Annotated in this window: 13 protein-coding genes; 5 read left to right on the top strand and 8 right to left on the bottom strand. The window is 38.6% G+C overall.

Annotated elements, in window-relative coordinates; translation table 11 throughout:
* Positions 1-182: 182 nt before the first annotated feature.
* Positions 183-437 carry a hypothetical protein gene (locus HUV91_RS00285; RefSeq protein ID WP_228721821.1) on the bottom strand — a complete coding sequence of 85 codons (255 nt, stop codon included), beginning with the start codon at positions 435-437 and terminating at the stop codon, positions 183-185.
* Positions 437-1,138 carry an IS1 family transposase gene (locus tag HUV91_RS00280; protein ID WP_174492162.1) on the bottom strand — a complete coding sequence of 234 codons (702 nt, stop codon included), beginning with the start codon at positions 1,136-1,138 and terminating at the stop codon, positions 437-439. Before HUV91_RS00280 ends, HUV91_RS00285 begins: the two co-directional genes overlap by 1 nt.
* A gap of 381 nt (positions 1,139-1,519) precedes the next feature.
* On the opposite strand from HUV91_RS00280, the gene HUV91_RS00275 reads away from it, so the two are divergent.
* From HUV91_RS00275 to HUV91_RS00265, 3 genes are all read left to right on the top strand, one after another.
* Complete coding sequence (locus HUV91_RS00275; RefSeq protein WP_130075094.1) at positions 1,520-2,401, top strand: LysR family transcriptional regulator; 882 nt, start codon at positions 1,520-1,522, stop codon at positions 2,399-2,401.
* A gap of 138 nt (positions 2,402-2,539) precedes the next feature.
* Complete coding sequence (locus tag HUV91_RS00270) at positions 2,540-3,244, top strand: CoA transferase subunit A (RefSeq protein WP_174492161.1); 705 nt, start codon at positions 2,540-2,542, stop codon at positions 3,242-3,244.
* Between the two features lie 3 nt (positions 3,245-3,247).
* Positions 3,248-3,886, top strand: a complete 639-nt coding sequence (locus HUV91_RS00265; protein WP_174492160.1) for a 3-oxoacid CoA-transferase subunit B — start codon at positions 3,248-3,250, stop codon at positions 3,884-3,886.
* 106 nt (positions 3,887-3,992) lie between these two features.
* On the opposite strand, the gene HUV91_RS00260 is transcribed toward HUV91_RS00265, so the two are convergent.
* From HUV91_RS00260 to HUV91_RS00250, 3 genes are all read right to left on the bottom strand, one after another.
* Positions 3,993-5,519, bottom strand: a complete 1,527-nt coding sequence (locus HUV91_RS00260) for a DHA2 family efflux MFS transporter permease subunit (protein WP_174492159.1) — start codon at positions 5,517-5,519, stop codon at positions 3,993-3,995.
* 6 nt (positions 5,520-5,525) lie between these two features.
* Positions 5,526-6,680, bottom strand: a complete 1,155-nt coding sequence (locus HUV91_RS00255) for an HlyD family efflux transporter periplasmic adaptor subunit (RefSeq protein ID WP_174492158.1) — start codon at positions 6,678-6,680, stop codon at positions 5,526-5,528.
* A 308-nt stretch (positions 6,681-6,988) separates the two neighbouring features.
* Positions 6,989-7,519, bottom strand: coding sequence for a thioesterase family protein (locus HUV91_RS00250; protein ID WP_130075089.1), 531 nt, complete (start codon positions 7,517-7,519; stop codon positions 6,989-6,991).
* Positions 7,520-7,622: 103 nt separating this feature from the next.
* On the opposite strand from HUV91_RS00250, the gene hemB reads away from it, so the two are divergent.
* Positions 7,623-8,636, top strand: coding sequence for a porphobilinogen synthase (gene hemB, locus HUV91_RS00245; protein ID WP_130075088.1), 1,014 nt, complete (start codon positions 7,623-7,625; stop codon positions 8,634-8,636).
* A 270-nt stretch (positions 8,637-8,906) separates the two neighbouring features.
* Positions 8,907-10,022, top strand: coding sequence for a glycine oxidase ThiO (gene thiO / locus HUV91_RS00240; protein WP_174492157.1), 1,116 nt, complete (start codon positions 8,907-8,909; stop codon positions 10,020-10,022).
* Between the two features lie 13 nt (positions 10,023-10,035).
* On the opposite strand, the gene HUV91_RS00235 is transcribed toward thiO, so the two are convergent.
* The 3 genes from HUV91_RS00235 to HUV91_RS00225 form a co-directional block, all read right to left on the bottom strand.
* Entirely contained in the window at positions 10,036-10,929 is an 894-nt protein-coding gene (locus HUV91_RS00235) for a TIGR01777 family oxidoreductase (RefSeq protein ID WP_174492156.1), read from the bottom strand.
* Between the two features lie 77 nt (positions 10,930-11,006).
* A complete protein-coding gene (locus HUV91_RS00230) occupies positions 11,007-11,453 on the bottom strand; it encodes an ABZJ_00895 family protein (RefSeq protein WP_174492155.1) in 447 nt (148 codons plus the stop codon).
* A gap of 379 nt (positions 11,454-11,832) precedes the next feature.
* Positions 11,833-12,939: an acyltransferase family protein gene (locus tag HUV91_RS00225; protein ID WP_174492154.1), complete on the bottom strand. Its 1,107-nt coding sequence runs from the start codon at positions 12,937-12,939 to the stop codon at positions 11,833-11,835.
* Between the last annotated feature and the right edge of the window lie 25 nt (positions 12,940-12,964).

Here is a 12,964-nt window from a genome sequence, read left to right as displayed (position 1 = left end):
ATATGAAAATGACAGGAGGTGTCATAAAGCTAAAAAATTATAATATTTCTTGGCTTGTATTTAGCATGATAGTTTGGCTGGTTAACTCAGCCATTGCCCCCTACAGTTTTCAGTATTATTTTAACCCTAATTTACCCATTGCAAATAAAAGAGACCGTGGCATTTGCCACGGTCTCTTTTATTTAACTCAAAAGATTACGTGCTTTTTCTGCCACATTTCTCCCAGTAATCAATTGCTGATAAATATGTGCATTAGCATCAGTACCCTTAATCATTTTGTATTCAATCTGACTATGGCTTGCATACTCTTTAGCAGCCTTGGCTTTAGCTAAAACAATCGGATCATCATATTGATGATCACCCTTCACTTCGACAATTATGTACTGACCATTTTTCAATTGAACTAAGAGGTGGTGTTTCAAAAAGTATGCTGCCATTAAACGAATCCATTGTTAATATAAAAGAACACTAAATCAAAGGCTTTGAAATGATTGTCCAGATTTTTTGAGAAGTTACAACTCCTCCTAAACCCTCGCCTAATCCGATGGCGTAAGCGACAATTATTGCCCTCAATACCCACAGTTAAAAACTTACCTATCAACTGTTTACATTTTTTAAAGGTCGTAACAAAGCTATCCCAATCGTCACTTGATATACGGGTATAGCTCACACCTAGCTGCTTTAATTTTAATTTAAGTCGTTTTGCTGTGGTTAAATCTCGTTTACCCCATACATAAGCAACGATTTCACCTGTTTCTCGGTGATAGGCGTAAATCAACCATTGTTTATTTTGCTTATTACCGACAAAAGTCCAAAACTCATCTACTTCAATGGTTTCATAATGAGTTTGCCGTGCTTGAAGTTGATAGTTTGATTGGCTGAGCGTACGTAAAACCTTACCAATACTCACTCGCTCAACTTTGGCAATGTCTCTAACACCACTGCCTCGTACCATCAGATGTAGTATTTTGCTTTTGATACCAGAGTGACAGCCTTGGTAACTCAGTGCATGATCACCGATAAATTGACGTTTGCATATTTTGCATTGGTAATTTTGCTTACCATATAGTTTTATGCCATTTTTCTTTATACTGTCACTCAGGCAGGTAGGACATTTGATTTGTAGAGTTATTTGCATTTCCCTATAGTATCAAATTCTTACCTGTCTTTCTTTCAGCATACTTTTTGAAACACTACCGAATAATGAATAATGAATAATGAATAATGAATAATGAATAATGAATATTCTTATACAAATTTAAAAATGACAGCAAATAATTCTGTCAAAATTTTCATTGTGTAATAGGACCTTCACTTTAAAAAATAGCAAGATGATAGAATGTTCAATCAAGGATGATCAAAAATTAGATCGGCTCAAATGTGATTCAATACTTCTATTTTTCAAAGTCAGAAAAGCCCCATGCTTTTGTTCAACGTATTGATTGTTTTATTGGACATTTATACTTTGATTGAATACTGTAACCTTTAAGTATCATTAAAAAGGTGATCTAATTTCGTCATGACCCTCAAACAACTCAAAGCCTTTTTGGTGCTTGCCCGTGTTTTAAATTATGCCAATGCCGCCGATGAACTGTGCTTGAGTCAGTCCGCCTTGAGTTTGACTATCAAAGCTTTAGAAGAAGAATTAGGTGGGAAACTCTTTAAACGTACCACCCGTCTGGTCAACCTGACCCCTGAAGGACAATCCTTAATTCCCTATGCCAAAAAATTGCTCGCCAATTGGGAAGACATGGAAAAAGATGTCAAACAACGCTTTCAGTTACATCGTGGCAACTTAAACATTGCCTCCATGCCCTTTGCCACCCATACTGTCTTACCTGCCATTTTGAATGAGTTTTCTAAACAGCATCCGAATATTAATTTTTCTATTCATGATGTACCCAATGAAAAAATTATTGAAAAAATTCAGGAAGGTATATTTGAAATTGGGATTTGCTTCGAACCGCCATTTCATCATCAAATGGTATTTGAGCCTTTATTTAAAGAAGATTTTGTCGCCGTTGTTCCCAAAGATCATCCACTGGCAAAACATCCATCCATCAGTATGGCAACGCTGTGTAGCTCCCCATTTGTGACTTTACAAAAACCGTCCATCATTCGTCATGTGATTGAAGAATGCTGCATACAAAACAACTTGGTTTTGGACTTAAAATTGGAATGTCATCAAATCAGTTCGCTGTCCCATTTTGTTGCCTATGGCATGGGCGTCAGTGCAATTCCACGACATTTTCAGCAATTTATTGATTTAAAAAATAATGTCCTCGTTGAAATCAATGAAGGCAATGTACAGCTTAATTTAGGATTGATGTATAAAAAAGACACGGAACTTTCACATATTTCCGCTCAATTTATTGAAATTGTCACTGCATATTCATTTTAAAAAAGCGGCATGCATTTACACACGACTCAAGCAATTTTGCTGATTAATGAGTTTTGCTCATTAATCCTTTAAATCTTTCAATTTCTCATGCGCTTGCTGCAATGTTAATAATAAGTAAAAGGACATGGAGTCAGCACAATGAATAAAGTGGTTACCAATGCACACGTTGCTTTAGCAGATGTGGTCAAAGATCATCAAACCATTGCCGTAGGTGGCTTTGGCTTATGTGGTATCCCAGAACTTTTAATTGATGCGTTAATGGATACGGGTGTAACAGGTTTAACCTGTATTTCTAATAATGCAGGAACAGATGGCATAGGCTTAGGTAAATTACTTGCCACCAAACAAATTAAAAAAATGATTTCATCTTATGTCGGTGAAAATAAAGAATTTGAACGTCAATTTTTGCAAGGCGAACTAGAAGTTGAACTGACACCACAAGGGACATTAGCCGAAAAACTCCGTGCAGGGGGTGCAGGTATTCCCGCATTTTATACACAGACAGGCGTCGGTACGTTGATTGCAGAAGGCAAAGAAGTCCGTGAATTTGATGGAAAACCTTATATTTTAGAGCCGTCACTCACCGCAGATCTTGCTTTGGTTAAAGCCTATAAAGCAGATAAAGCAGGTAATCTGGTGTTCCGTAAAACTGCACGAAATTTTAATCCTGACTGTGCGATGGCAGGAAAATTCACCATTGTCGAAGTAGAACAGATTGTAGAAATTGGTGAAATCGACCCTGATGATATTCATTTTCCCGGCATTTATGTCAACCGAATCGTGCTCAATGCTAACCCTGAAAAGCGCATTGAACAAATGACTTTAAAAGCAGTGGAGGCTTAAAACATGGCTTGGACACGCAATGAAATGGCACAACGTGCAGCACTTGAACTTGAAGATGGTTTCTATGTCAATTTGGGGATCGGTCTGCCAACGCTGGTTGCGAATTATATTCCTGAAGGCATACATGTGTGGTTACAGTCGGAAAATGGCTTACTCGGTATAGATGAATTTCCAACCGCAGATACAGTCGATGCAGACTTGATTAATGCAGGTAAACAAACTGTGACTGCACGTCAGGGGGCCTCCTTTTTCTCAAGCTCTGAATCCTTTGCCATGATCCGTGGTGGTCATGTCAATATTGCGATTTTAGGGGCAATGGAAGTTTCCGAAACAGGTGACCTTGCCAATTGGATGATTCCCGGCAAAAAAGTCAAGGGTATGGGCGGTGCCATGGACTTGGTAGCAGGTGTTAAAAAAGTCGTTGTTTTAATGGAACATTGCGCCAAAGATGGCAGCCCGAAAATTGTAGAACAATGTCGTTTACCACTTACAGGCAAAGCTGTAGTCAGTCGTATTATCAGTGACTTAGGTGTCATGGATATTACAAGTGCAGGTGTTAAATTGATCGAGTTAGCAAATGGCGTGAGTTTAGAATACATTCAGCGTGTGACAGGTTTGAATTTGATTACATCTGATCTATAAATTTTTAAAATTCAATGCTCATATGAGCATGTAGTCAAAATACCTCAGTTTTTATTCCGAGACAAAAAGTACGCCCGATAAATATCGGGCTTGCTACAACCGTTGATTAATGTGAATGCCCTGCCCCCACATTACCTTTTGGTCTTGGGCATAACCAAATGATGAAACCTGCGAAAATAAAAACCATCGCAAAGATTAAAAACACATGATTCACTGAAATGGTTAAAGCCTCTTTATCCACCAAGTTTGAGATGGTACCGAGCGCCATTTCTGGGCTAAAGCCGCTATTGACCAAATTCCGCTGAGTCTCTTCCACATGCATTGTAGAAACAATTTCGCTGCGTGCTATTTTGGTATGATCATCCCAAATCGTTACCGCAATGGACGCCCCGATCGCGCCTGCCATTGTTCGCATAAAGTTCATTAAACCTGCTGCTGAAGCGACTTCATCAGGTCTTACCACACCCAATGCAATATTTGAAAGCGGAATAAAGAAAAATGGTACCGCAAAACCTTGGATAATTTGTGGTAATGCCAATGCCATAAAATCAGCATCACTAGTCCAAAATGACCGCATCAAGGTCACCCCACCCAACATCATGAGACCAAAACTCGACAAAGCTCGTGGGTCATATTTGGTGGCTAACTTTGCCACAATAGGTGACATCATCAAGCTACCAAACCCCATGGTTGCAGTCAGATAACCTGCCCATGATGCAGTATATCCTAAGTTAATCTGTAACCATTGTGGGATCAATACAATGCTGCCAAAGAATGCGGCGAAGGCAAACGCAAGAGATAAGGTCGCAATGGTAAATCCTCGATAACGGAAGATTTGAATATTCACAATTGGATGTTTTTCGTAATATTCCCAAATAAAGAAAGCAATGAAACCAACCACCAAAATAACGGCTAAAACACAAATTAAATTACTGTTAAACCAGTCCCGTTCATGCCCTAAATCAAGCATTAATTGTAAAGCGCCGATCCAAACAATCAGTAAAGCCAAACCAATCCCATCAATAGGTAGTTTTGCAGTTGGTGTTTCAGCAACTTTCAGCAGACGCATGCCCCCTATAGCACACAGTAGGCCTACAGGAATATTGATAAAGAAAATCCAGTGCCATGACCAGTTATCACTGATCGTACCGCCTAAAATCGGTCCTAAAATCGGACCCACAACAGTCGTCATTGCCCACATTCCCATGGCTTGAGAATGCTTTTCGGGAGGGAAAATATGCATCAGCAAAGTTTGGCTGAGTGGCATAATCGGCCCACCAAACAAACCTTGACCAATACGACAGATCACCAACATAACTAAACTGTTCGATAAACCACATAAAATTGAAAATGTCGTAAATCCAATCAGGCAAATACTAAAAACACGAACAGCGCCAAAACGCCCTGCCAACCACCCAGTTAATGGAACACAAATTGCTTCAGCAACCGCATAGGAGGTAATCACCCAAGTTCCTTGTGAACTTGAAACTGCCAAACTGCCTGTAATATGAGGAACAGATACATTGGCAATGGTCATATCTAACACAACCATAAAATTTGCCAATGCAAGGAAAAAGGCGGCAAGTAATAATTTACCGCCCTTTAACTCACCTTGAAATGTTGAGCTGTTCATAGGCGATTACTTCGCTGATGAGGTATCAACCTCAACTGTCATCGATAATCCTACACGTAAAGGATGCGCTGCTAACTCTTTTGCATCTAGCTGAATACGTACAGGTAAACGCTGTACCACTTTAATCCAATTTCCTGTAGCATTTTGTGCAGGAATCAAAGCAAATGCCGAACCTGTGCCCCCAGAGAAACCAATCACGGTGCCATGATATTCAACTTTTTTACCGTATAAATCTGAAGTTAAAGTCGCTTTCTGTCCGACTTTCACATTTTTTAATTGGCTTTCTTTAAAATTCGCATCTACATAGAGCTGAGATAAGGGTACGATTTTCATCACACTTGTACCCGGTGCGATACGCTGTCCAACTTGAATACTACGACGTGCAATTACACCATCCAAAGGTGCTTTGATTTCTGTACGCTCTAAATCTAAAAGTGCTTGATCAAGTTTGGCTTGAGCCACTAAAACATCTGGTGTTGATGTTTGTGATGTACCCTTGATTAAAGCTTCATTGGCATCTAAGTTACTTTGCGCTGCTTTACGTTTTGACTCTGCTTGTGCCAAAGCAGCTTTAGAAACATCAACACTGGCTTTGGCATTATTTAAAGCACTTTGCGACTTGGTATATTCTTCTTTAGAAATCGCTCCTGAAGCACTCAATTGTTGACGACGGGCAAATTCTTGCTGTGCTTGTTGATACCCGACTTCAGCTTGTGCCACCTGTGCTTTTGCGCTGTTAATATCATCGGCACTGACTAAAATTTGTGAAGACAATGAACTGCTATTTGCTGAGCTTTGTGTATATTGACGTTTTGCTTTCGTCAACTCTGCCTCTGCCTGAGCAACTGCAATTTTGGCATCACGATTGTCAATTATCGCTAAGACATCATCTTTCTTGACTTGCTGTGTATCACTCACCAACACTTTTTCAACTTGACCACTGACCATTGAGGTGATTTCAGCAGTTTCTGCGCCAACATAAGCATTGTCAGTTTCAACCTTATTACCAAATAGCAATGCCCAAATGGCATACAAAATGGCAATTCCTATCACCAATAATGCAAATATTTTCAGCATTTTTTTACGTTTTTTTTTGGCTTCATCGTCTGCTTGAGATGGAGTTTCATTTGGGGATGCATTCGTCATCTGCGCTTCGGTCATCGCATATTCCTAGCTTTTATGAACCTAATCACCTCATTGCACCAAACAAAATAGAAATGAATCACGATTTCAAGATTCAAACTGATGCAATAAAGCTTTTTTAAAAATGTGGGGATCAATTTTACAGATAAAAATCATATCGTGAGAATAAAAATATTACTCAAGAGTTTAACTTCATTTTCTATATAGATACTATTGATATTTATATTTTTTTAAATAAAAAATAGAGCATTAAAAGCATTATTTTAATGCTCTATATTGACATAAATCATACAAAGTGTACTACTGAGTACATTTAGTCAAATCAATCAATATGCATAAGATGCAATCGCTGTCGCAATTGCCTTACCTTCATCATTGACCATAGTCATGCGCATGGTGCAACCCTTACGCCCCATACGCAAAGTTTCCGCTTTGGCAATAAAATATTGACCACGACCTGGTGCAAGATAATCCACCCGCATATCTACGGTGGCCAAACGAGAAACTTTTTTCAACGTGTCTGCCAGTTGCTCAGGCTCTGCTTTTTTATAAAGCTCGCCCATCGCCACAATTCCACCAATACTGTCAAGTAAAGTTGCAGCGACACCGCCATGTAAAATTTGAAATGCAACATTGCCAATCAAAAACGGTTGCATTTCGATATAACCTTCAATTTCATCATTGACTACACGCATTTGCATCGCATTATGTGAAAAATAAGGTGATGTATTAAAAGCTTTGGTGAGTTGACTGAGAACAACATTTAAATCAGCTTTAGCGCCTAGATGTAAATTTCCAGTCCACTTTTTTGGTGATTCACTTTTATTTGAATCATCTTTGGGAGAATCAATCGTCATAATTTAAAAACCAATACAGAGAAAAACTTTCAGCTTTTTGCCAAAAAATAGATGAAAGGGCTACAATGAGGGACTTAGTTTAATACTGAATATCGAGATTGTTATGACTTATACGTTCAATCGTCCTGCTTTTCCAGCCACTCGCATGCGCCGTATCCGTAAAAACGACAAGCTCCGTGCCATGGTCAGAGAAACACAACTGACAGCAGATCATCTCATTTATCCAGTATTTGTACTGCCTGGACAAAACCAAACCCAAGATGTGGCTAGTATGCCAAATATTCAACGTTTATCAGCGGATTTATTGTTGAAAAAAGCAGAAACATTGCTTGAGCTTGGTGTCTCTAAATTGGCTTTATTTCCAGTAACACCCCAAGAAGATAAAAGCTTAACCGCAGAAGCTGCATGGCATGAAGACGGTTTAGTTCAAAACACCTTACGTTTACTTAAAAAAGAATTACCAGAGATGGTGCTGATCACAGATGGCGCACTCGACCCATATACCACACACGGTCAAGATGGCATCATTGACGATACAGGTTATGTACTCAATGATGAAACTGTACAATGCCTCATCAAGCAAGCCCTCAGTCATGCTGAAGCGGGTGCCGATGTCATTGCGCCAAGTGACATGATGGATGGACGTATTGGGGCAATTCGTCAAGCTTTAGAAAGCAATGGTCATATTTATACTAGTATTATGGCGTATTCAGCAAAATATGCGTCTAGCTTCTATGGCCCTTTCCGTGATGCTGTCGGTTCTTCATCAAACCTTAAAGGTGGTAATAAATACAACTACCAAATGGATGTCGGTAACCGTGCAGAAGCTTTACATGAAATCGCTTTAGACATTCAAGAAGGCGCTGACATGGTGATCGTTAAACCTGGTATGCCTTATCTTGATGTCGTGCGTGAAGTCAAAGACACCTTTGGCGTGCCTACTTTTGTTTATCAAGTCAGTGGTGAATATGCCATGTTAGCTGCTGCCATTCAAAATGGTTGGCTTTCTGAAAGCGTGATTATGGAATCACTCATGTGTTTCCGCCGCGCAGGTGCAGATGGAATTTGGACGTACTATGCAGAACAAGCAGCACGCCAATTAAAAGAGATGAAGTAAGACTTTCTACTTCTTATTTTTTTAATTTAAATTCTACTCAGTATTTAATTCGCGGTAGGTGGCATGGATGCCACCGTTGGACTGGAGGAAAGGGAATTCCTCTCAGTCCAACAAAAGATTTTTGTTACTTTTCATCTTTGAAAAGTAAGGAATTACCTACTCAAAGGTACATGCCCTCAAATCAATATTTGTGGTTGTGCTCATTTTTTAGTGTTACGCGTTGAAACATCATTCAGATCATTTCAACTTAAAAAAGTGGTATTGGTTTTCATGCATATCGCCATCATTGGTGCAGGAGTAAGTGGCTTACTCACCGCCCTCGAACTTGTTGAACAAGGTTGCACAGTCACCATATTTGACCAACAACATGCAGGTCATGCAGCCTCATGGGCAGGTGGAGGCATTCTTTCACCCATGTACCCTTGGCGTTATCCACGAGAAGTAAATCATCTCGCACAACATGGTAAACAACTCTATCAAGATTGGAATCAAAAACTTTTGCCTGCAACAGGCATCGATTTTGAAATTCATGAAACAGGAATGCTGATCTTTGATGAAGCTGATTTTGAAATTGGACTCAATTACAAAGACCAATACCAAGAACCAATGCAACATTGTGAATATTTACAACGCGAATCACTAGAAACCGTTAACCCACATATTGCCGAACAATTCCAACATGCAATTTATTTCCCACACTTGGCAAATGTGCGTAATCCAAGATTACTCAAATCATTAATTTCATATTTAAAACAGCATCCTAATGTCGAAGTGATTGAAAATACTTGGATTGAAAAGTTTAATCTTCAAAATAATCAAATTCAGTCTATTCAAAGCTCAAATGGTCAACATTGTGCAGCAGATCAATTTGTGATGACGACAGGTGCTTGGTCAAATACATGGTCAACACAGCTAAAATGCAGCATTCCCGTTGAGCCTGTACAAGGGCAAATGTTATTGTTTAAAACGCCTGAAAATTGGTTGCCCACCATGTGTATGAACAATGTCATGTACCTGATTCCACGTATGGATGGTCATGTCGTGTGTGGCTCGAGCATGGATCATCTTGGTTTTGACCAACGTCCAAGTATACAAACACAGCAAAATATTTATAGAGCCTGTACGGAAATGGTACCTGAACTGGCAAATTTCCCTATTGTGAAACAATGGGCAGGCTTAAGACCAAGTTCACCGACAGGCATTCCCTATATTGGACAAATGCCTGACATAGAAAACCTTTGGGCAAATTTTGGGCATTATCGTAATGGGCTTTGTATGGGTCCCGCTTCAGCACGCTTACTGCGTCAGATGATGCTCAAACAAGACACTATAGTCGACCCACATGCCTATTCAACTCAACGTTTAACCCAACTTGACGCAGTATGATGATGCAAAATCATCAATGGATAATTTGTTTTAAGGCACTGTCCAAGTCTATATATTGAAATTTAAAGCCTTCATTCAGTAAGGCTTTGGGTTGCACATATTGACCATTTAACACCAATTGAGACTGCTCGCCCATCAAGAGTTTCATCACAAAACCCGGTAATGGCAAAAATGGTTTACGCTTAAATAATTTGCTAGCAACATTTACAAATTGCATTTGATCAATATGATCAGGTGCAACCACATTGTAAATTTTTTGGTCTGATGCGCTTTGAAATAAAAATAAAATCGCTTGAATCACATCATCAATATGCACCCAAGTCATCGGCTGGCGTCCTGATCCAATGCGTCCAACTAAGTTCAATTTAATGGGCAATAACATTTGCGGAAGAATGCCACCATTTTTTCCAAACACGACACCTAAACGCATAATTTTGGTGTTTTGCGATGGATCAGACCATGCTACTGCTTCCCATTTTTGGCAAAGTTCAGACATAAAAATCGCTTGAGGAGGTGAAGATTCATCACAAACATTTAACCACTGCTCAGTAAAATCTACCCCATAATAACCAATGGCAGAACCTGAAATTATGCATTTAGGCTTAATTTGATATTGTGTGAGTGCTTGATACAATTTTTTTGTGGTATTGACTCGGCTTTGCAGCAGTTTTTGTTTACGTGCTTCTGTCCAGCGACCTTGACCAATACTCTCACCTGCCAAATTCACCACATAATCTAGTGAAATATTTTCGAGTGCAGTGAATGAGTCAATCCATTGTAAGTTTGCATGGTTTGAAATATGCATCTTTCGTGACAATGCAATGACCTGAAAATCATGCTGTAACAAATAGCGTAACAAATGGCTGCCAATAAAACCTGTTGCACCAGTGACTAAAACGGTCTGCATGAATGAAACACTCTTTTGATTATTATAAACTCCATTCAAGCATACTTTTTAAACACTCACAAAGCTGCATTATTTACTTATGAAAACATTTTCGCGGCCATACGTTGCGCCTGTTTACCATAAAACCAGTAAGTAATCAGAAATAATGGAATCGCTAACATTAACCACATCATGCCAGAGACCATGAGAAATTGTGGGCTTTGCATATAGAGCAGAAAATTATTCCATACTTCAGCATCATGACGTGCAAAAATCATCACCCCAATGAAAATGCCAATTAAATTATATATCCAAAAAATCAGGCTAAAACCAATAGAGAACTTTTTCTGCTCGCTTTTACTAGGTGCACGTTTTTGTTGCTTTAAAAAAAGTTGTAAAACAATCACCATAGAAATTAGATAAGGTAATGCAGTGAGAATCCCAGCAATTTGACTCGGTAGTAAAGCCACCAAAACACCAACCACCATTGTCAACACCAAACAAACTACAAAAAACCATAAAAAATATTTACTTAGCGATGTCATAGCAGTATTTCCACAACTTAAAAATACATTATAGGAAAATTTTTTAATTTTTTTTAATTTTCTTGTCAACCAAATCAAAAAGACTGTCGTTATATAAGTATAAGGTTGCAGCAACCGCGAACAATTTGCACTGGCATCCGCAGATTTGACTCGGTAACCTTCTATCCCATGAGACCTATAAACTCATGCTTCTACAGTTTGATTTGGAACAGCAGCCTAAATCAAATTGAGCGAAGTATCTTAACCGACGATTTATTCATCACTCGAATCGTCGGTTTATTTTTGTCTATAGATTCTGTTTTTTTGATGCTCAATCACTTTATCATTGAATTACTTAGAATCAAAATTTTTACATCTAAGCTATTGTTAAAATATAAATTTATCGTATAAAACGTTGCCGAATTTTATGATTTAAAGGCTTTGAATAATATTTTTCAATTGACCAACTCAACACAAACACCAAAATAAAATAAATCGGCAATAACATCAATTTTTCAGCAGGTAGCGTTTCTTTGGGCAAATAAATCACTTTAAATAAGCCTAAAATAATTAAATGAAATAGATACATTTCATAACTACGTTGCCCAATCCAAACCATCACTTTTGAGGTGATCGAAGATGCTTCTGATGGAGTATTTTGCGAAAAACAAAAAATTAATATTGCAGTGCATAGGGCAAAGAGCGAAATCCCCCATGTGCTGACTTCTTTGATAGGTGCGTAAAAATACAGTGCAATCATCAATACCGAAACGATAGGCATAATCACTTTCAGCGTTTGCGCATTAATTTTGACATGCTGTGCGATAAGTGCCGTTAAACAACCCATGGCTATTCCATCAAAACTGGAAAAATAATGATAAAGATAAGCACCATTTTCTGCACCAAAATGCAGTGAACGGAAATACGGTGCATAAGCAATAAGAGCAAGCAACAGTAAAATAAAGTGTTTTTGACTACGCCCTAAAAGCAAACATAAAAGTGGAAATACGAGATAAAAAACTTCTTCTACAGACAATGACCACAGCACACCCAAAGCATAATTCACCCAACCATAGTCAATAATCAGAATGTTCATCCAAAAACTGAAGGCTGAAAAAACCGTTAAGGCATAAGACACTTCGATGCCATTCGGTGCTTGGTTCATAAAAGGTTTTAACCCTAAACTTCCCAATACCGTCACCATAGCCACCAATAAAACCAAACATGGCATAATGCGCGCAATACGACGCATATAAAAATCTTTAAGCTTTATTTGTGCCAATAAGCCATGACGTTGCAAAGTATGCTGAGTGATTAAAAAACCTGAGATCACAAAGAACATGGTCACACCGTAATTGCCATTACGCGCAATCAAAGTACTGAGACTTTCCCCAAAAATCTGCACACCCAAAAAAGTATCATGCAATTTGTAGGGAATATTAAAATGGTGGAGCAACACCAAAAGAATTGAAATGCCACGTAAAACATCAATTTTAATATTACGCATTGCAACACTCTGTCATTATTTTTTC

Source organism: Acinetobacter sp. Marseille-Q1623, from assembly GCF_902809895.1.
Lineage (GTDB): Bacteria > Pseudomonadota > Gammaproteobacteria > Pseudomonadales > Moraxellaceae > Acinetobacter > Acinetobacter piscicola_A.
The sequence above is the reverse complement of the archived record's forward strand: the minus strand, read 5'-3'. Positions and strand labels throughout refer to the sequence as shown.